A 17,827-nucleotide genomic window follows, 5' to 3' on the forward strand; every position below is an offset into this window, starting at 1 on the left:
ATCAGGACAGGCCCGTCGCCCGGCCCCCGTCGTCCCAGCGGACCTCCAGCACGCGCTGGACGGCCGCGCGGTCGAGGGGGCCGAACACGTGCGGGAACAGCGTGCCCCCGGCGACCCCGGGCGGCGGGGCGGGCTCGGCCGCCTCCCACGCGCACCTCGCGGTGAGCCGGTCCTCGTCCAGGAGCAGGGCCACCAGCGGCCGGGGCGCGCCGCGGTAGAAGGCGTTGACGACGGCGAGCGTGGTCTCCTCGTCGGGCGAGCAGTGGACGAACCCGTCCCGCGTGAGAGACGCGGGCGCGTACGGCCGGCCCGGGTCGGCGTTCCACTCGGCGAGCGTCACCACGTGGTAGATCATCACCCCGTTGTAGCAGCCGTGCCGTCCGTGACGGCCGGGCCCTCCCGCTCCCCGGGGCCGGGCGCCGAGGGCGTGGGTCCCACGGTGCCGGGCGCGTTCGTCGGTGCCTGCCGGACGGGCGGGTCGCTCGGCTCGGCCGACGGTTCGGACGACGGCGCCGTCGGCGTCGACGGCGACGGCTCCGAGGGCGACGGCGTGGCGCCGGTCGACGCGGATTCCTCGGTCGGCAGTTCGGGGCCCGGCCCGGGCGCCCGCGTGGAGCCGCTCGGCGGCGCCGGGCTCGGTGTGGCCTCCGGCGTGGGGGAGGCCGGGGCCGGGGCCATGGGCGGCGTCGGGCGCGCGGGGGCGGTGGACGCCCGGTTCAGCGGCAGCGCGATCAGGGCGGCGGCGGCAGCGGTCGCGGCGGCACCGGCGGCGGCGCGCAGCAGGCGCCGCCGGGACGCGGTCCGGCGGATCGCCTCGTAACGGCCCGGCGGCGGGCCCAGGAAGTCGGCGCCCGGACGCAGCACGACCAGCAGCGGATCGTCGCGGTCGGAACCGGGCTCGTCCATCTCGTCCTCAAGGCGTGTGGTCAAGGCTTCTCCTCAGATGGACGCGGAGCAGTTCGCGGGCCGCGTGCAGGTCGGCCTTGACGGTTCCCTCCTTGCGTCCGGTCAGCACGGACACCTCCCGGATCGGCATGTCGGCGTAGTAGTGGAGCAGGATCGGCACCCGCAGCCGCTCCGGCAGCGACTGTACGAGCAGCCGCACCGAGGGGTCGGCCTGTTCCGGGTGCGGGCGCACGGCGACCTCCGCGGTGACCCGGCGCACCGCCCGGCGCTCGCGCTCCAGTTTGCGCCAGTGGTCGCGGACCAGGTTGGCGGCGGTGACGTAGAGGAAGCCGCGGGGCTCCTCCACGGACGTCCAGCGGGCCCAGAGCCGGGTGAACGCCTCGGAGGCGATCTCGTGGGCCGTCTCGTCGTCGTCGACGAGCCGGCGGCACCAGCCGGCGAGGCGCGGATACAGGGCGGCGAACAGCTCGGACGCCGCCCTGTCACGGGACCGTTTCAACGCTCTCCATGGTCGTGAGGGTATGCGGTGCGGTGGGCACCAGGACCTGTCCTAGCCGCCCTTGGTGGCGCTCAGTTCGGCGAAGACGATCACGTTGTCCCGGTATTCCTCGCCGTCGCGCGGACCGCCGCAGGTGATGAGCCGCAACTCCGGCCCCGCCACGTCCCCGTAGACGTCGTCCGTCGGGAAGTCGGCCTTCGCCACCGTCCGTACGGCGGTGACCGTGAACTCGGCGGCGGTGCCGTTCTCCAGGCGGGCCTCGATCCGCTCGCCGCGGCGCAGTCGTGCGAGGTGCCGGAAGACCCCGTCGCCGTAGCCGCCCACCGTGACGTGGCCCAGGAGGACCGAAGGGCCCACCTGACCCGGCGTCGGCGAGTGCCGGTACCAGCCGGCGCGGTCGTCGTCCGTGACGGGCGGGACCTCCACCGTGCCGTCCGCGGCGAGACCGAGGCCCATCACCGGGGTGTCGACCCCGATGGCGGGGATGCGCAGCCCCACCGGCACCGAACGCGCCAGGGGCCGCACCGACTTCGCGGGGGCCCGTGCGGGCGGTGCCGCGGCCGTCGCGGGCGCCGGCCGGTCGGGTGCCGTGCCGCCGTCCCCCTGGCCGCCGCCGCAGCCCACGAGCAGCGCGGCCAGCGCGGCGGTCGCGAGGACCCGGCCGGGGCGCGGGATCATGCGCCGGTCGCCGCCGCCCGTCGACGGCGTACGACGAACAGGACCGCGCCGCCCGCGAGGAGCACCCCGCCGGCACTCGCGCCGATCAGCCCCTCGTCGGTCCCCGCCGGGTCCGAGGGCCCCGCCACCCCGGTGTCGGCCGCGCCCTCCGGTACGACGGAGACCTGGCCGTCGGCGGGCGCGGGGGCCGGTGCCTCGGTCGGCTCGGCGGCGGGGGCGCTGACGGACGGCACGGGGGTCGGGTCGGCCGGTCCGGTGCCGGGGCTCGGGGCGCTCTCGGCGGGGGCGGCGGGGACCGGGGTGGGGTCGTCGGCGAACGCGGGTGCGGTGCCCGCCAGTACGACGGTGCAGGCCAGGGCCACGGCACTGAGGATGGTTCGGCGCATCGGGTCGCTCTCTTTCGTCGTCGGCGCACCACGTGGGGGGTGGTGATGCGGGTCGGACGGAGAGACGAGGCGGGGACCGGCCGGGTTGTAAAGGAATGGCAAAGTCGCCTCGGGCCCGCGACCGCCCCGCTTCTTACGGACCCGTGACGTGCGGGTCGGCGCACCCGGCCCGGCGCCCGCCCGGGCCTAGCGTGTCGGACATGCGCGTACTGGTCACCGGCAGCGCCGGTTTCATCGGGTCCCATGTCGTCGAGGCCCTGCGGGAGCGCGGGCACGAGCCCGTCGGCTACGACGTCCGCGAGGACCCCGGCGCCGACGTGCGCGATCCGGCGGCCCTGGCGCGGGCGCTGGCCGGGGTGGACGCCGTGTGCCACCAGGCGGCGATGGTCGGCCTCGGCAACGGGTTCGCCGACGCGGCGGAGTACGTCTCCCGCAACGACCTCGGCACCGCCGTGCTGCTCACCGCGACGGCCGATGCGGGGGTGCGGCGGCTGGTGCTCGCCGGGTCGATGGTCGTGTACGGGGAGGGCCGGTACACGTGCGCACGGCACGGCGTGGTGCGGCCGGGTCCGCGCGCCGTCGCCGACCTCGACGCGGGCCGGTTCGAGCCCACCTGCCCGCGGTGCGGCGCGGACCTGGCCCCGGGGCTGGTCGGCGAGGACGCCCCGGCCGACCCGCGCAACGTGTACGCCACGACCAAGCTGGCCCAGGAGCACCTGGCCGCCGCCTGGGCCCGGACGACCGGCGCGACGGCGGTGTCGCTGCGCTACCACAACGTGTACGGCCCCCGGATGCCCCGCGACACCCCGTACGCCGGGGTCGCCTCCTTCTTCCGCTCCGCGCTGGCCCGCGGTGAGGCGCCGCGCGTCTTCGAGGACGGCCGCCAGCGCCGGGACTTCGTGCACGTGCGGGACGTGGCCGCCGCGAACGTCGCCGCCCTGGAGTCCGCCCGGCCGCCGGAGGGCGCCCTGAGCGCCTACAACACCGGCAGCGGCGAGCCGCACACCGTGGGCGAGATGGCCGTCGCCCTGGCCACCGCCCACGGCGGTCCCGAGCCCGTCGTCACCGGCGAGTACCGGCTCGGCGACGTCCGGCACATCACCGCCGACTCCGCGCGCCTGCGGACCGACCTGGGCTGGCGGCCCCGGGTCGGATTCGCGGAGGGCATGCGGGAGTTCGCCCGGGACGGGCTGCGCGGGGCCTGACCCCGGGACCGCCCGGGGGCTCAGGCCTCCGCCGGCGGCAGGGTCACCTCGAAGCGGCAGCCGCCGGGGATGTTGCGGACCGTGGCCCGGCCCCGGTGGGCCTCGACGATGCCGCGGACGATGGCGAGGCCCAGGCCCGCCCCGGCCGGGGGCGTACGGGCGTGGGTGCCGCGCCAGCCGGTGTCGAAGACCCGCGGCAGGTCCTCCTCGGGGATGCCGCCGCAGCCGTCGGTCACCGAGACCACCACCCCGTCGGCGGACCGTTCGGCGGCGACCGCGACCGTGCCGTCGGCCGGGGTCCGGCGGATCGCGTTGACCAGCAGGTTGCCCAGGACCCGGCTCATCTCCTTGCCGTCCACCTCGACCGGCACGGCCGCCACCGCGTCGCCGACCAGCCGTACGCCGTGCCGGCGCGCGAGCGGGTCCGCGCCCGCGAGGGCGTCGCCGACCAGGTCGTAGAGCGAGATCCGGGCCGGGGTGAGGACGAGTGTGCCGGCGTGGATGCGGGAGAGTTCGAAGAGGTCGCCGACCATGTCGTTGAGGCGTTCCACCTCGGCGCGGATCTGCCGCAGGTAGCGGTCGGGGTCGGCGGCGACCCCGTCCTCCAGCGCCTCGGACATGGCGCGCAGCCCGGCCAGCGGGGTACGCAGGTCGTGCGAGATCCAGGCGACCAGCTCGCGCCTGGAGGTCTCCAAGGCGCGCTCCCGCTCGCGGGACTCGGCGAGCCGGGCGCTGGTGGCCGCCAGTTCGCGGCTGAGCGCGGCCAGTTCGGCGGTCGCCGGGGTGCTGGGGGCGGCGTACGCCCCGTCGTCGCCGAACGACCGCGCCGCGGCGGCCAGTTCGCGGCTGCGCGCGACCACCCAGCGGCCCAGCAGCAGCGCCGTGGCCAGGGAGACGACGGCCGCCATCGCCACCACGGTCGTGACGACGGACAGGTCGTGCGGGGACAGGAACATCGCCCAGGCGACGGCCAGCGTGCCCGCGAGCATCGCGAGGACGGCGACCGCGGCCACCACGGCGAGCGACGCGGTCAGCGAGCGCCGCCGGATCAGCCGCAGCACGGCCGCGCCCACCAGGCCGGTGGCGGCGGCGCCCGCGAAGGCGTAGAGGGCGATGAGGAGGGTGGCGGGCACGGTCAGTCCCCCTCCCGGCCCGCGGGGTCGAAGCGGTAGCCCACGCCCCACACCGTCTGGATCAGCCGGGGCCGGGCCGGATCGTCCTCGATCTTGCCGCGCAGCCGCCGGACGTGGACGGTGACGGTGGACAGGTCCCCGAAGTCCCAGCCCCACACCTCACGCATCAGCTCCTCCCGGGCGAACGCCCGCCCGGGGTTGCGCAGGAAGAAGACCAGCAGATCGAACTCGCGCAGGGTCAGGGCCAGTTCGGCGCCGTTCTTGGTGGCCCTGCGGGCGGTCGGGTCGGCGGTCAGACCGGCCGCGGACGGCGGGCGCGGCGCCGGGGCGGGCCGGGTGCGGCGCAGGACGGACTCCACCCGCAGCACCAGCTCCCGCGGACTGAACGGCTTGGTCACGTAGTCGTCGGCGCCGACCTCCAGTCCGAGGACGCGGTCGTCCTCGTCGCCCCGGGCGGTCAGCATGATGACCGGCACCGGGCCCTGGCCGCGCAGCCGCCGGCACACCTCCAGTCCGTCCATGCCGGGCAGCATCAGGTCGAGCACCACCAGGTCGGGACGGTGCCCGGCGGCCCGGGCGAGCGCGTCCGGACCGTCACCGGCCCGGTCGACGCGGTAACCGGCCCGGTCGAGGTACCCGGCCACGACCTCGGCGACGGTGGGATCGTCGTCCACGACGAGGATCCGGGCGGGGTCGGCCGGGGGTCCGTCCGGAGGGCTGTCCGAGGGGCCGACCGGAGGTCCGACCGAGGGGCCGACCGAAGGTCCGACCGAGAGTCCGGCCGGAGGTCCGACGGGGGGTCCGACCGGGGACGGGTCCGTCGGGGCGGGCCCGTGGGGCTGCTCGTGCATGCGGCCAGCCTCGCACCGTCGCCCCGCCGGCGTCCCGCCCGAGCGGGGCCGGGTGCCCGACGTCCGTGTTTCGTAAGGAGTGGAAGCCCGATTCGTCCGATTCCGGTTCGTAGGGTGAACGCCGTGACCACCTCGCCCGCTCCCGACGTCGACGTCGTGCTCCCCTGCCTGAACGAGGCCGGAGCCCTCCCCTGGGTCCTGGCCCGTGTCCCGGCCGGCTGGCGTGCGCTCGTCGTCGACAACGGCTCCACCGACGGCTCGGCGGACCTCGCCCGCTCGCTCGGCGCCACGGTCGTGACCGAGCCGCGCCGCGGTTTCGGCGCCGCCTGCCACGCCGGACTGACCGCCGCGACCGCCGACGTCGTCTGCTTCTGCGACTGCGACGCCTCCCTCGACCCCGGCCTGCTGACACCCTTCGTCCGCGAGATCCACGCCGGGACCGCCGACCTGGTCCTCGGCCGCCGACGACCGCGCAGCAGGGGCGCGTGGCCGGTGCACGCCCGCGCCGGCAACCTCGCCCTCGCCCGGATGCTGCGCCGCCGCACCGGCCTGCGGCTGCACGACCTCGGCCCGCTGCGCGCCGCCCGCCGCGAACCGCTCCTCGGCCTCGGCCTCACCGACCGGCGCAGCGGCTACCCGCTGCAGATGGTGGTCCGCGCCGCCGACGCGGGCTGGCGGATCACCGAGCACGACGTCCCGTACCTGCCCCGCACCGGCGCCTCGAAGGTGACCGGGACCTGGCGCGGCACCTGGCACGCGGTGCGGGACATGCGCCGTGTGCTGGCCGAGCCGCCCGGCCGGCCGGTGCCGAGTAGCCCGGCCCACGAAGGGAACTCACGGTGAGCATGGTGAACACCCTCCTCGTCATCGCCAAGGAGCCGCGTCCCGGCCGGGTCAAGACCCGGCTCACCCCGCCCTTCACGCCCGTCGAGGCGGCCGCGCTGGCCGAGGAGGCCCTCGCCGACACCCTGGCCGTCGTCGCCGCGACGCCCGCGCGGCGCCGGGTGCTGGTGCTCGACGGCGCCCCGGGCCCCTGGCTGCCGCCGGGCTTCGACGTCGTGCCGCAGTGCGCGGGCGGTCTCGACGCCCGCCTCGCGGACGCGTTCGCCGGGTGTACGGGTCCGGCGCTGCTGATCGGGATGGACACCCCACAGGTGACGCCCCACCTCCTCGACGTGGACTTCCGCGACTGCGACGCGTACTTCGGCCCGGCCGAGGACGGCGGCTTCTGGGCGCTGGGCCTGGCCCGCCCCGAACCCGCGCTGCTGCGGGGCGTGCCCATGTCGACGCCGGTGACCGGGGCCGTGCAGCGCGAGCGGCTGCTGGCGGCGGGACTGCGGGTACGGGACCTGCCGCCGCTGCGCGACGTCGACACCGCCGCCGACGCCCGCGCCGTCGCCGCCCTGGCCCCGGACGGCCGGTTCGCCGCCCGGCTGGCGGCCTGCACACCGGCCGCCGGCGGGCGGCGGGCGAGCCGGTGAAGGGCGCCGCGCGACTCGCCCCCGGCAGGCCGTCCCCGGCCCCCGCCTGGGAGACCTCCGACCCCTATGCCGCCGCCCTGCGGTCCGGGCACGGGCCGCTGTTCCTGCGCCGCACCGACGGCTGGCTGCTGCCGCTGGAGGTGGAGCGCTGGTGCGCGCGGGCCGACGCCGTCGACCTGGACGTCCTCGACCGGTGCGAGGGCGCCGTGCTGGACGTGGGCTGCGGCCCCGGCCGGCTGGTGGCCGAACTCGCCGCCCGGGGCCGCACCGTCCTCGGCATCGACGTCAGCGAGGCCGCCGTGACCCGCACCGTGGGGCTCGGCGGGCAGTCGCTGCGACGCTCCGTGTTCGAGCCGCTGCCCGGCGAGGGACGCTGGGACACCGTGCTCCTCATGGACGGCAACGTCGGCATCGGCGGCGACCCCCGCGCCCTGCTCGGCCGCGTCGCCGCCCTGCTCGCGCCCGGCGGTCTGCTGATCGCCGAGACGGCCCCGGTCGACGTCGACGAACGCCTCCACGTGCAGCTCGTCGACGTCACCGATGTCACCGACGGCCACGCGGCGTCCGGCAGCCCCTTCCCCTGGGCGCGGATCGGCACCCGCGCCCTGCTGCGCCGCGCGGCCGCCACCGGCTGGCGGACCGCCGGTCAGTGGACCTCGGGGGAGCGCCGCTTCGTGGCGCTGCGCAGCAGCCGCAGGGCGAGCAGCAGCGCCGAGCCGCCGAACAGCGCCGCCGTGATCAGCAGCCAGCGGGCCAGGAAGCCGTCCGCCGACAGCCCGGTGACCCCCGCGTAGGAGGCGTCGACCCGGCCGCCGATCAGCGGGAACCACACGAGCAGGAGCAGCCCGGAAAAGGCCGCGGGGAACCGGACGTACGAGGTCCACTCACGGTGGCGGGCCGCGCCGAGACCGCTTGTGAGAGCCCGGTCCAGCACCGCGTACAGCGGCAGCAGCACCAGGTCGTGCAGAAGCGCCGCTCCCACGAACCAGAGGACCACGCCGAGCCAGTCGCCGGCGAGCAGCCGCACGCCCGCGTAGCCCGCGAGCGCGAAGGAGCAGGCCAGCAGGAGGATCTGGAAGGGGCTGCCGATCCGGGCGCGCGGTCCGCGCTGCCCGCCCTGTCCGCGTGGTCCGCGTGGTCCGCGTGGTCCGCGCAGCTTGCGCACGAGGTTCATCCCAGGTCTCCGAACGTCATCCGGGCCACCCACTTGGTGTTCAGCACGCCGGGCGCGGCGGGCACGATGATCCGGGCCGGGTGGCCGTGGTCCGGGCTCAGCTCCTCGCCGTTGACGTACAGGGCGAGCAGGGAGCGCGGGTCGGCCACCTGGTTGGCGCGCAGGGCGCCGCTGCGGAAGGCGCCGCGCCGCTGGAGGGACTCGACGAACACGTCCGGCGGGTCGTCCTCGTGGCCCACCCGGGCGGCGAGATCCCGCAGCCGTACGCCGCGCCACCACTGGTCGGACGTCGACCAGCCCTCGACGCAGGCGATGGGCAGGGCCACGCTGTGCTGCTCCATGGCGAGCAGCTCGGCCCGGCTGAACCGGACGGTCCCCGAGCGCCCGGTGACGACGAGCCGCCAGGTGTCCTCGCCCGTCTCGGCCGGGTCGATGCCCACGTGGGCGGCCGTCTTGTTGATCTGGAACCCGTTCGGACCGCTGCCCGGTTCGGGCCCGCCGTGCGGGGAGAGCACGGCGGTGGCCCGCAGCGGCCCGTCGAAGCCGCGCCCCGCGTTCGTGGCGAACATCAGCAGCGAGCCGCCCCCGACGAACCACAGGGCCCCGCGCCGCGAGACGGTGGGCGCCGCCGGACGCGGGGAGACCAGGTCGTCCCGCTCCTCCCGCTCCGCGCGCATCGCCCGCAGGTTGCGCAGCGCGACCGGCGTCTTCAGCACGGCGTGCGCGACGAACGCGGCGAAGAAGACCCAGGCACCGTAGAAGTGCAGCGGGTAGAAGGAGCCGGGAAACAGGTACTCCAGCTGGATGTTGAGCACCCCGGTGACGAACTCGAACAGCGCGCCCCCGACCAGCAGCAGCAGCGAGATCCGCTCCAGCCCGTGGGCGAGCGAACGGACCGGCGGCAGCGTGAACAGCCTCGGCACCACCGACCACAGCTTGGCCAGCAGCACCGGGATCAGGACCAGCCCGAGCGTGACGTGCACGCCCTGCGTGAGCCGGTACAGCCAGGGCGGGTCGGTCGGCCAGGCGAAGAGGTAGAAGCCGAGGATCCCCTTGTCCGGGGTCTTGTCGTTGACCGGTGCCAGATCCGGGTTGTAGGCGGCGTAGGACAGCAGCCCCGTCACGAACAGCACCGTGATGCCGACGAGCAGGACGAGGCCGAGCACCGAGGTGAACCAGGGGCCGCGCAGCGGGCTGCGCCAGAAACCCGGCGAGGAGGGAAGCCGTGGGGCGAGGTCGCGCATGTCCCGACGGTAGGCCGCGACCGGCCGCCGGGACGGTCCGCGACCCATGACGAAACGCTGACGTCCGCCGTGCGCACCGCCCGTCGCGCGATCCGCCGTCCTACGGTGCCGGTGTGACCCGCCCCCGCTCCGCCTCCCCCGACCTGTACGCCGCCGCGGCGGCCGTGCTCCTCGTGACGGCCGCCGTCCTGGTCGGCCGGTACGTGTACACCTACGACGACCTGATCGTCGGCTGGCCGCCCCTGCTGGGCCGCTGGGACCCGCACCTGGGCCCCGGCACCCCGGCGGCCGTCCTGGTGGCGGTGGGAGTGGTGGCGTACGGCCCGGCCGTCGCCGCCCGGCTGCCGTGGCGCGCGCTGCTCCCCGCGGCCTGGGGCACGGCGCTGGCGTGGACCTGGTCGCTGGCCCTGATCGACGGGTGGGAACGCGGCGTCGCGGGACGGCTCACCACGCGCCAGGAGTACCTCTCGGTGATCGACCGCTGGCACGACATCCCGGCGACCCTGCGCGACTTCAACGGCCACATCCTGCTCCACTCCCCCGACAACTGGCCCGCCCATGTCGCCGGTCACCCGCCCGGGGCCACGCTCACCTACGTGCTGCTGGACCGGACCGGGCTCGGCGGCGGGGGCTGGGCCGGGGCCCTGACCATCACCGTGGGCGCGACGGCGTGCGTGGCGGTGCTGGTCACGGTGCGGGCCCTGGCCTCCGAGCGGCTCGCCCGGCGGGCGGCGCCCTTCCTGGTGTCGGCACCGGCCGCGGTGTGGATGGGCACGTCCGCCGACGGCTACTTCGCGGCGGTCGCCGCGTGGGCGGTGGCGCTGCTCGCGCTCGCGGTCACCCGGCGCTCGCCGGGGTGGGCGGCGGGCTCGGGACTGCTGTTCGGGCTGACCTGCTATCTCTCGTACGGCCTGACGCTGTTCGCGGTGATCGCGGCGGCGGTGCTCCTGCTCGGGCGGCGCGGGGTGCGGGCGCGGCCGGTGCTGTTGGTGCCGCTGCTGGCGGGGGCGGCGGTGGTGCCGGTGGCGTTCGCGGCGGCCGGGTTCGACTGGTGGGAGGCGTACCGCCTGCTGGTCACCCGCTACTACGAGGGCGCGGCCGGCGTCCGCCCCTACGCGTACTGGGTGTGGGCCAACCTCGCCTGCACGGTGCTCATCACGGGCCTGGCGACGGTGGCGGGACTGCGGCGGGCCGGGGGCGTACTGCTCCGGCGCCGGGCCGAGGGCGTGCGGGCGGACGGAGTGCGGGCGGGCGGGGTACGGGCCGGGGAGGTACGTCTGGCGTTCCTCGTGGCCGCCGGGCTGCTCGCCCTGCTGGCCGCCGACCTGTCCGGCATGAGCAAGGCGGAGACGGAGCGCATCTGGCTCCCCTTCGCCCTGTGGCTCCTCGCGGCCTGCGCGTTCCTCACCCGGCCGCGCGGCTGGCTGACGGCGCAGGCGGTACTGGCGCTGCTGCTGAACCACCTGGTGGCGACCGGCTGGTGAACACACGCGAAGGGCCCGCACCGTGCGGTGCGGGCCCTCGACACGTACTGCGCGACCACCGCGCGGCGTACCGCACGCGTGGCGCTGCGCGGGAGTGTTACGCGGGAACGATGTTCTCCGCCTGCGGGCCCTTCTGGCCCTGCGTGACGTCGAAGTTCACCCGCTGGCCCTCCTGGAGCTCGCGGAAGCCCTGGGTGGCGATGTTCGAGTAGTGGGCGAAGACGTCGGCGCCGCCGCCGTCCTGCGCGATGAAACCGAAGCCCTTTTCGGCGTTGAACCACTTCACGGTACCGGAAGCCATGCTTTTTTCTCCTAGGCAGTGTTGAAGGCCCGCACTGTGCGAGCCCCCCATCGCCGCGATGATCACCTGCCCGGAACCCGGGGTTGACGCACAGGGCAACCACAACTGCAACATGTCCAGGTTAGCATGGAATGTACCGGCAATCCGGGAGCAGACGCCGGATCAGCGCCCGAGGACCAGGACGCCGTACGGGCCGAGCACGGACGACTGGAGGGTGTCGCCCTCCGCGTAGCGCCAGCCCCAGGAGCGCAGCGCCTGTACGGTCGCGCCGTCGGCGCGGTCCACCAGCGTGACGCCGAGGGCGGCGTCGTGTTCGGCGAGCAGGCGGGCCTGCAGGCGGCGGGCGAGGTTCCAGGCCCGGTCGTGCTCCCGGCGCACCCGGGCCGGGACGACGATCCCGGAGACCAGGAAGAGCCGGCCCGACGCGGCGACGGGCAGCACGCTCCCGGTCAGGTACCGCTCCAGGCCCCGCACGCCGGGCGGGTCGCCGCCGGGCACGGGGTAGCCGTAGGCGCAGCCGGTCAGGACGGTGGTCTCCGCTATCAGCAGGCCGAAGCCCGGACGCCGTACGTCGGCGGCCAGTCGGCGCAGGAAGGCGCCGCGGGCCGCGTTCCACGCCCGGGGTCCGCCGCCGGAGGTCTGCGCGTACAGGTCGCCCAGCTCGGCGAACCGGTCCTCGATCTGACGCCGGGTCAGCGGCCGCAGCCGTTCCCCCGCCTGCGGTGAGGAGCGCTGTGCCGGCCCCGGCCGCCGCGCGCCCGGCCGGTGGGTGCCGGCGGGCCGCTCGTGAGGCTCCGTGGTCGCCGGCCGCACCGGCACGTGCACCGTCATGAGGCGAGTCCTGCCCCGGGCTCGGGCGGGTCCGGCCCGGTGTCGTCGAGCGCCGGGAGCGGCACCGGTGTCGGGGCCGGTGCGCGGCGTTCCCCCGGTTCCTCCACCGTACTCCCGGCCCCGCCCCGGGACCCGCCCCGGTGGGTCACCGCCCGCAGGGGAGGTCCACGTCCAGGGTGGTGGGGCCGCCGGGCGGGCTGGTCAGGCGGAGGGTGCCGTCCAGTGCCGCGACGCGGCGGCGGATGCCGGTCAGGCCCGAGCCGCCGTCCTCGTCGGCGCCGCCCCGGCCGTCGTCCTCGACCAGCAGGCGCAGCCGGCCCCCACGGGCCCGGGCCGTGACCGAGGCGCGGGCGGCGCCGCTGTGCTTCGCGATGTTGGTGAGCGCCTCGGCCACCACGAAGTACGCCGTCGCCTCGACCGACGCCGCGCACCGCTCGGGCACGTCGGCCTCGACGCGGCACGGCACCCCGCAGTCCGCCGCGAGGCCCGACAGCGCGCCCGCGAGGCCGCGGTCGGCCAGGACCGGCGGCAGGATGCCCCGCGCCACCTGGCGCAGCTCCGCCAGGGCCTGCTCGGCGGCGGACTGCGCCCGCTCCAGCAGTTCGTCGGCGCCCGCCGGGTCCCGCGCCGCCATCCGGCGCGCCGCGCCCAGCAGCACCGTCACCGATACCAGCCGGTTCTGCGCGCCGTCGTGCAGGGACCGTTCGATCCGGCGCAGCTCGGTGGCGTGCGCGTCCAGGGCCGCGGCGCGGGTCGCGGTCAGTTCGGCCACCCGCAGGGACAGGTCCGTGTCCGGTCCGGCCACCAGCAGCCGCCGGGCCGGGGCGGCCTGGAGGCGTGCCATGCCCGGGCCGAGGCCCAGGACGATCGCGGTCCAGCCCACGCCCAGCAGCGTCGCCGCCAGCGCGTCCGGCCAGCCGTGGGCGGTGCCGATGCCGATGGACGTGGTCGTCGCCTCCCCGGGGCTCAGCCGCCACCACAGCGGGAAGGTGGTGTCCCGTACGGCGCACAGCGGCAGCAGCAGGCCGAGCAGGCCCAGCAGGAACCCCAGGGTGGCGTGCCGGACCAGCCAGCCCAGCTCGCGCCGGGTGGTGGGGTCGGCCAGGGCGGGCCGCAGCCGGGTGGGCGGCGGATCGGGCGGGACGATCTCGATGCCCCGGCCGGACAGGCGGTCGCGCTCCCGGCGGGCGAGGGCGTGCAGGGCACGCAGCGCGCCGGGGGCGAGCAGCAGCCCCACCCCGGCCGGCGCGGTCACGGCGGCCACCGCCAGCAGCACCAGCACGCCCAGTGCCTGGAACGCCGTACCGAGCCCGCCGACGAGCTGCCCCGTCGCGGCACGGGCGGCGCGCAGGGTCCGTACGGCGGTCTCCCGCACGGACGTGACCGGGACCGTCATCCGAATGCCTCCCTCCGGGCCGCACGCACCTCCGGCGTGGCGTGCCCGACCCTATGCCGCCGGGCGGGCCTTCGGCGGGTGCGGAGCCGGAAAGTACAGCCTGCTGTACCCCGGACCGGGCGGCCCGCGGGATCGGCCGCGGGGGGTCTCGCTCCCTAGCGTCGAAGGCGACGAAAACGACCGGGAGCGACGCCGACGGAGGCCGCAGCCATGACCCACCAGGACCACCAGGACCCCTACCGCCTGGGCACGCCCCAGACCGCCCCTGCCCCCGGGTACGGCGACGGCGACGGCCCGGACGCCGTCTCCCGCGGGGACGTCGTGCGCGCGCTGCTGTGGGCCGTCGTGGTACTCAGCGCGGTCGCCAACATGGCCCTCTCCTTCTCCGGTGCCGCCGCCCCGCTCCACCTGGCCAGCGGTGTGGTCACCGTCCTCGCCGCCGGCGCCCTCGTCGTACGCCGCCTGCGGGGGCGGCGATGAGCACCGCCGCCCCCGCCGCGACCGTCACCGGGCGCCGGGCGCCCGCCATCGCGCTGGACCGGGTCGCCCGGACCTACCCGGGCGGGGTCCGCGCGCTCGACGAGGTGTCGCTGACCGTGGAGCACGGCACGTTCCTCGCGGTGATGGGGCCCTCGGGCTCCGGCAAGAGCACCCTGATGCACTGCGCCGCCGGGCTGGACTCCCCCACCTCCGGCAGCGTCCGCATCGACGGACGGGAGATCTCCGGCCTGAACGAGACCCGCCGCACCGAACTGCGCCGCGAACGCGTCGGGTTCGTCTTCCAGGCGTACAACCTGATCCCCTCGCTCAGCGTCGAGGACAACATCACGCTGCCGCTGCGCCTGGCCGGCCGGCGCCCGGACCGGGACTGGCTGCGCGCGCTGACCGAGCGGGTGGGGCTGGCCGACCGGCTGGCGCACCGCCCGGCCGAACTCTCCGGCGGCCAGCAGCAACGGGCCGCCGTCGTGCGGGCGCTGGCGGCGAAACCGGCCGTCGTCTTCGCGGACGAGCCGACCGGCGCGCTGGACCTGCGCAGCGCGCACCAGGTGCTCGGCCTGCTGCGCGCCCTCGTCGACGACCTCGGTCAGACGGTGGTCATGGTCACCCACGACCCGGCCGCCGCGGCCCGCGCCCACCGGGCGCTGGTGATGGCCGACGGCCGGGTGGTCGAGGCCCTGGAGCGGCCGACGGCCCCGCAACTGGCCGAGCGTCTCGTCGCGTTGGGAGAGCGGTAGGCATGCTGCACCTCGCCCTGCGGATGGCCGCGCACCGGATCACCGCACTGCTCGCCGTGGCGTGCGCGGTGCTGGGCGGCGCGGCCCTGCTCACCACCACCGGTGTGCTCGCCGAGTCCGGGCTGCGTTCGCAGCTGCCGCCCGGGCGGCTCGGCGGCGCGGACGTCGTGGTCGCCGCCGACCAGGAGTTCCACCCGAGCGGGGACCTGCCGGTCGCACTGCCCGAGCGGGCCACCGTCCCGGGCCCGCTGGTCGACCGGCTGGCCGCCCTGCCCGGCGTCACCGCGGCCGTCGGCGACATCGGCTTCCCGGCGGCGCTCCTCGACGGCCGCGGACGGCCCGTCCCCGTCGCGCAGGACCCGGTGACGGCGGGGCACGGCTGGTCCTCGACACGGCTGCTGGCGGACGCGCGGGTCGAGGGGCGGGCGCCGTCCGGCGCGAAGGCCCTCGCCGTGGACAGGGCGGCGGCCGACGCGGCGGGCCTCGCGGTGGGCGACCGGGTCCGGGTCGTGGCGAACGGCCGTCCCGCCGCCACCTACCGGATCTCCGCGCTGGTCGACGCCCCGGGCGCGGGCGGCGGCGTCTGGTTCGCGGACGGGACGGCCGCCGCGCTGGCCGGGCGCGGCACCGGGGGCGAGGGTCCGCGCGCGGGGACCGTCGACCTGATCGGCCTGCGGACCGCCGACGGTGCCGGGGCGCGGGTGGCCGCCGCCGTCCGCGAGGAGGTCGCGGGCACGGGGCTCCGGGTGACCACCGGAGCGGACCGGGGCGAGGCGGTGGCGCCGGGCGCGGGTGCGGCGCGCTCGCTGCTGATCCTGCTCGCCGGTTCGCTCGGCGGGATCGTGTTGCTGATCACCGGGTTCGTCGTCGCGGGCGCGCTGGGGGTGACCATCGCCGGGCAGCGCCGCGACCTGGCGCTGATGCGGGCGGTCGGCGCGACGCCGAAGCAGATCCGGCGGCTGGCCGCCGGGCAGTCGACGGTCGTCGCGGCCCTCGCCCTGGTGCCGGGCGTGGCGGCCGGCTACCTGCTGGCGGGCTACTTCCGGGAGCTGCTGGCCGACCGCGACGTGCTCCCGTCCGAACTCCCCCTCACCGTCAGTCCCTTGCCCGCCCTCGTCACGGTGCTCCTGGTCACGGCGGCCGTGCGGCTCTCCGCCCGGTGCGCGGCCTGGCGCACCTCGCGCATGCCGGCCACCGAGGCGGTCGCCGAGTCGCGCAGCGAGCCGCGCACCCCGTCGCGAGCACGGACCGGGGCCGGGCTGCTGCTGATCCTCGGGGCCTTGGCACTCTCGGTGGTGCCGCTGCTGTCCCGGACGGTCCTCGGCGCCTCGGTCACCTCCATCGCGGGCATCCTCGCCGCGATCGGGCTGGCGCTGTGCGGCCCGGCGCTGGTCAGGAGCGCGGGCGAGGCCGCCGTGCGGCGGCTGCGGCCCGGGGTGGCGGCGCCGACGTGGCTGGCGCTGTCCAACGTACGGGCCTACGCGCTGCGGCTGTCGGGTGTGGTCAGCCCGCTGGCCATGGGCATCGTCTTCGTCCTGACGTACACGCTCACCCAGACCACGGTGCTGGCCGCCACCTCCGACGACACCCGCACCGGCACGCTCGCCCAGTACGAGCTGACGGCCCCGGCGCTGGGCGGGCTGCCCGACGGCACCCTGTCCGCCGTGCGGGACGTGCCCGGCGTACGGGCCGCCGCGCCGACCGGGACGACCACGGTGGTGTGGGAGTACGAGGAACTGGGCGAGCCCGCGGTCGAGTCGGCCCCGGCGATGATCCTGGCGCCGGACGCCCGGGACGTCGTGGACCTCGGTGTGACGGACGGCGGCCTGGACCGGCTGACCGGGGCGACGGTCGCCGTCAGCGCCGAGGCCGCCCGCACGCGGGACGCCGGGATCGGGAAGCAGGTGCGCCTGGTGCTCGGCGACGGGGCGCGCGTCGAGGCCCGGGTCGTCGCCGTGTACGACCGGGGGCTGGGCTTCGGCCCGGTCGTCCTCTCCCGTCAACTGGCCGCCGGGCACACCACGACCGGCCTGGACCAGCGGGCCCTGGTCCGCACCGACGGCACGTCCCGGGCCGCGGCGGGCCTCACCGCGCTGGCCGCCGGCCGCCCGGGCCTCGCCGTCGCGAGCACGGCCGCGGACGACACCGGCGCGGACGCGCCGCCCGAGGTGTGGATCAACCTGGCGGTGGTCGTGGTGCTCCTCGGCTATCTGCTGCTGAGCATCGCCAACAAGCTGGTCGCCGCCACCGCCCAGCGCCGGACGGAGATCGCCGCGCTGCGCCTGGTCGGCACGACGCCCCGGCAGATCCGCGCGATGATGCGCCGCGAGGCCACGGTGATCGCCGCCGCGGCCCTCGTCTCCGGCCTCCTGCTGTCCGCCGTCCCGCTGGCCCTCCTCGGCCAGGGCTTCCTCGGCCACCCCTGGCCGGCCGGCCCCGCCTGGCTCCTCCCGGCGGTGGCGGCGACGGTGGCACTGACGTCGTACCTCACGACCGAGCTCCCCACCCGCCACGCCCTGCGCACACCCCCGGCGGACGGGCTGAGGGCGAGCTGAGGACGGGGCGGGGGGCCACCGGACCGGCGGCGGCCAGGCCGTCGCCGACCTGGCGGGGGCACGCCGGCGGACCCGCGTCGGCACGGCCGGGTCCCGCCTCCCGCCCGGCGGGGTCCCGCCTCCCGCCCGGCAAAGTCCCGCTTCCCGACCGGCAAGCGCGTGCCTCCCGACCGGCAAGGGCGTGTCCCCGACCGGCCGGGAGGCGCGCGCCCCGCCATGTCCCGGCCGCCCGCCGACAGGCCCCCGCGAGGAGGCGCTCCCCCGGAAGCCCGTCCGCCGGGCGACCCGGTGGGCCGCACCCGACCGGCCGGGACGTGCACCCGACCGGCCGGGAGGCCCGCGACCGACCATGCCCCGGCCGCCCGCCGACGGGCCCCCGCGAGGAGGCGCTCCCCCGGAAGCCCGTCCGCCGGGCGACCCGGTGGGCCGCACCCGACCGGCCGGGACGTGCACCCGACCGGCCGGGAG

General features: G+C 76.9%; 19 protein-coding genes. 8 read left to right on the forward strand and 11 right to left on the reverse strand.

Annotated elements, in window-relative coordinates; all coding sequences use genetic code 11:
- Nucleotide 1 precedes the first annotated feature (1 nt).
- From ACH4D3_RS35630 to ACH4D3_RS35650, 5 genes are read right to left on the reverse strand one after another with little or no spacing between them, the layout of a single operon-like run.
- Nucleotides 2-355, reverse strand: a complete 354-nt coding sequence (locus tag ACH4D3_RS35630; protein WP_398331178.1) for a DUF952 domain-containing protein — start codon at nucleotides 353-355, stop codon at nucleotides 2-4.
- Nucleotides 355-930 (reverse strand): hypothetical protein, encoded by a 576-nt coding sequence (locus ACH4D3_RS35635; protein WP_398331181.1) that lies wholly within the window; start codon nucleotides 928-930, stop codon nucleotides 355-357. The genes ACH4D3_RS35630 and ACH4D3_RS35635 overlap by 1 nt, the downstream gene beginning before the upstream one ends.
- Nucleotides 914-1,405 carry an RNA polymerase sigma factor gene (locus tag ACH4D3_RS35640; RefSeq protein WP_003975205.1) on the reverse strand — a complete coding sequence of 164 codons (492 nt, stop codon included), beginning with the start codon at nucleotides 1,403-1,405 and terminating at the stop codon, nucleotides 914-916. The genes ACH4D3_RS35635 and ACH4D3_RS35640 overlap by 17 nt, the downstream gene beginning before the upstream one ends.
- Nucleotides 1,406-1,456: 51 nt before the next feature.
- The gene (locus tag ACH4D3_RS35645; protein WP_398331184.1) at nucleotides 1,457-2,083 is read right to left on the reverse strand and encodes a class F sortase; all 627 of its coding nucleotides are present in this window, start codon (nucleotides 2,081-2,083) and stop codon (nucleotides 1,457-1,459) included.
- The gene (locus tag ACH4D3_RS35650) at nucleotides 2,080-2,469 is read right to left on the reverse strand and encodes an LPXTG cell wall anchor domain-containing protein (protein ID WP_398331187.1); all 390 of its coding nucleotides are present in this window, start codon (nucleotides 2,467-2,469) and stop codon (nucleotides 2,080-2,082) included. The genes ACH4D3_RS35645 and ACH4D3_RS35650 overlap by 4 nt, the downstream gene beginning before the upstream one ends.
- A 200-nt stretch (nucleotides 2,470-2,669) precedes the next feature.
- Here ACH4D3_RS35650 and ACH4D3_RS35655 point away from each other — a divergent pair, with 200 nt between their 5' ends.
- Complete coding sequence (locus ACH4D3_RS35655; RefSeq protein WP_398331190.1) at nucleotides 2,670-3,674, forward strand: NAD-dependent epimerase/dehydratase family protein; 1,005 nt, start codon at nucleotides 2,670-2,672, stop codon at nucleotides 3,672-3,674.
- A gap of 20 nt (nucleotides 3,675-3,694) precedes the next feature.
- On the opposite strand, the gene ACH4D3_RS35660 is transcribed toward ACH4D3_RS35655, so the two are convergent.
- Entirely contained in the window at nucleotides 3,695-4,807 is a 1,113-nt protein-coding gene (locus ACH4D3_RS35660; protein WP_398331193.1) for a sensor histidine kinase, read from the reverse strand.
- A 2-nt stretch (nucleotides 4,808-4,809) separates the two neighbouring features.
- Complete coding sequence (locus ACH4D3_RS35665; protein ID WP_398331196.1) at nucleotides 4,810-5,658, reverse strand: response regulator transcription factor; 849 nt, start codon at nucleotides 5,656-5,658, stop codon at nucleotides 4,810-4,812.
- Between the two features lie 114 nt (nucleotides 5,659-5,772).
- Between ACH4D3_RS35665 and ACH4D3_RS35670 the strand changes: the two genes are divergently transcribed.
- Genes ACH4D3_RS35670 through ACH4D3_RS35680 form a run of 3 tightly spaced genes read left to right on the forward strand, consistent with a single transcriptional unit; the run spans nucleotide 5,773 to nucleotide 7,933 of the window.
- A complete protein-coding gene (locus tag ACH4D3_RS35670; protein ID WP_398331199.1) occupies nucleotides 5,773-6,501 on the forward strand; it encodes a glycosyltransferase family 2 protein in 729 nt (242 codons plus the stop codon).
- Between the two features lie 5 nt (nucleotides 6,502-6,506).
- A complete protein-coding gene (locus ACH4D3_RS35675) occupies nucleotides 6,507-7,139 on the forward strand; it encodes a DUF2064 domain-containing protein (RefSeq protein WP_398331416.1) in 633 nt (210 codons plus the stop codon).
- Nucleotides 7,136-7,933, forward strand: coding sequence for a class I SAM-dependent methyltransferase (locus ACH4D3_RS35680; protein ID WP_398331202.1), 798 nt, complete (start codon nucleotides 7,136-7,138; stop codon nucleotides 7,931-7,933). The genes ACH4D3_RS35675 and ACH4D3_RS35680 overlap by 4 nt, the downstream gene beginning before the upstream one ends.
- Before the next feature lie 376 nt (nucleotides 7,934-8,309).
- Here ACH4D3_RS35680 and ACH4D3_RS35685 read toward each other — a convergent pair whose 3' ends face one another.
- Complete coding sequence (locus tag ACH4D3_RS35685) at nucleotides 8,310-9,557, reverse strand: molybdopterin-dependent oxidoreductase (protein ID WP_398331205.1); 1,248 nt, start codon at nucleotides 9,555-9,557, stop codon at nucleotides 8,310-8,312.
- Nucleotides 9,558-9,670: 113 nt separating this feature from the next.
- Here ACH4D3_RS35685 and ACH4D3_RS35690 point away from each other — a divergent pair, with 113 nt between their 5' ends.
- Complete coding sequence (locus tag ACH4D3_RS35690; protein ID WP_398331208.1) at nucleotides 9,671-11,041, forward strand: hypothetical protein; 1,371 nt, start codon at nucleotides 9,671-9,673, stop codon at nucleotides 11,039-11,041.
- 97 nt (nucleotides 11,042-11,138) lie between these two features.
- Here the strand turns inward: ACH4D3_RS35690 and ACH4D3_RS35695 are convergent, their stop codons facing one another.
- The 3 genes from ACH4D3_RS35695 to ACH4D3_RS35705 form a co-directional block, all read right to left on the reverse strand.
- Nucleotides 11,139-11,342 (reverse strand): cold-shock protein, encoded by a 204-nt coding sequence (locus tag ACH4D3_RS35695; protein ID WP_003975194.1) that lies wholly within the window; start codon nucleotides 11,340-11,342, stop codon nucleotides 11,139-11,141.
- Nucleotides 11,343-11,504: 162 nt separating this feature from the next.
- Nucleotides 11,505-12,173 (reverse strand): hypothetical protein, encoded by a 669-nt coding sequence (locus ACH4D3_RS35700; protein ID WP_398331211.1) that lies wholly within the window; start codon nucleotides 12,171-12,173, stop codon nucleotides 11,505-11,507.
- 145 nt (nucleotides 12,174-12,318) lie between these two features.
- Nucleotides 12,319-13,569, reverse strand: coding sequence for a sensor histidine kinase (locus ACH4D3_RS35705; protein ID WP_398331213.1), 1,251 nt, complete (start codon nucleotides 13,567-13,569; stop codon nucleotides 12,319-12,321).
- A gap of 210 nt (nucleotides 13,570-13,779) precedes the next feature.
- On the opposite strand from ACH4D3_RS35705, the gene ACH4D3_RS35710 reads away from it, so the two are divergent.
- Genes ACH4D3_RS35710 through ACH4D3_RS35720 form a run of 3 tightly spaced genes read left to right on the forward strand, consistent with a single transcriptional unit; the run spans nucleotide 13,780 to nucleotide 17,359 of the window.
- A complete protein-coding gene (locus ACH4D3_RS35710) occupies nucleotides 13,780-14,049 on the forward strand; it encodes a hypothetical protein (RefSeq protein WP_398331216.1) in 270 nt (89 codons plus the stop codon).
- On the forward strand, nucleotides 14,046-14,804 hold the full coding sequence (locus ACH4D3_RS35715) for an ABC transporter ATP-binding protein (RefSeq protein WP_398331219.1): 759 nt from the start codon (nucleotides 14,046-14,048) through the stop codon (nucleotides 14,802-14,804). Before ACH4D3_RS35710 ends, ACH4D3_RS35715 begins: the two co-directional genes overlap by 4 nt.
- A 2-nt stretch (nucleotides 14,805-14,806) precedes the next feature.
- Nucleotides 14,807-17,359 carry an FtsX-like permease family protein gene (locus ACH4D3_RS35720; RefSeq protein WP_398331222.1) on the forward strand — a complete coding sequence of 851 codons (2,553 nt, stop codon included), beginning with the start codon at nucleotides 14,807-14,809 and terminating at the stop codon, nucleotides 17,357-17,359.
- The last annotated feature ends 468 nt before the right edge of the window (nucleotides 17,360-17,827 follow it).

Origin of the sequence: Streptomyces sp. NPDC018026, from assembly GCF_044327745.1 — a bacterium.
GTDB classification, from domain to species: Bacteria; Actinomycetota; Actinomycetes; order Streptomycetales; family Streptomycetaceae; genus Streptomyces; species Streptomyces rubrogriseus.

Bases quoted from the DNA above. Each gene is read 5' to 3' on its own strand.
- ACH4D3_RS35630 (WP_398331178.1), bottom strand. From the start codon at position 355: ATGATCTACCACGTGGTGACGCTCGCCGAGTGGAACGCCGACCCGGGC.
- ACH4D3_RS35685 (WP_398331205.1), bottom strand. From the start codon at position 9,557: ATGCGCGACCTCGCCCCACGGCTTCCCTCCTCGCCGGGTTTCTGGCGC.
- ACH4D3_RS35665 (WP_398331196.1), bottom strand. From the start codon at position 5,658: ATGCACGAGCAGCCCCACGGGCCCGCCCCGACGGACCCGTCCCCGGTC.
- ACH4D3_RS35700 (WP_398331211.1), bottom strand. From the start codon at position 12,173: ATGACGGTGCACGTGCCGGTGCGGCCGGCGACCACGGAGCCTCACGAG.
- ACH4D3_RS35695 (WP_003975194.1), bottom strand. From the start codon at position 11,342: ATGGCTTCCGGTACCGTGAAGTGGTTCAACGCCGAAAAGGGCTTCGGT.
- ACH4D3_RS35715 (WP_398331219.1), top strand. From the start codon at position 14,046: ATGAGCACCGCCGCCCCCGCCGCGACCGTCACCGGGCGCCGGGCGCCC.
- ACH4D3_RS35710 (WP_398331216.1), top strand. From the start codon at position 13,780: ATGACCCACCAGGACCACCAGGACCCCTACCGCCTGGGCACGCCCCAG.
- ACH4D3_RS35705 (WP_398331213.1), bottom strand. From the start codon at position 13,569: ATGACGGTCCCGGTCACGTCCGTGCGGGAGACCGCCGTACGGACCCTG.
- ACH4D3_RS35650 (WP_398331187.1), bottom strand. From the start codon at position 2,469: ATGCGCCGAACCATCCTCAGTGCCGTGGCCCTGGCCTGCACCGTCGTA.
- ACH4D3_RS35655 (WP_398331190.1), top strand. From the start codon at position 2,670: ATGCGCGTACTGGTCACCGGCAGCGCCGGTTTCATCGGGTCCCATGTC.
- ACH4D3_RS35720 (WP_398331222.1), top strand. From the start codon at position 14,807: ATGCTGCACCTCGCCCTGCGGATGGCCGCGCACCGGATCACCGCACTG.
- ACH4D3_RS35645 (WP_398331184.1), bottom strand. From the start codon at position 2,083: ATGATCCCGCGCCCCGGCCGGGTCCTCGCGACCGCCGCGCTGGCCGCG.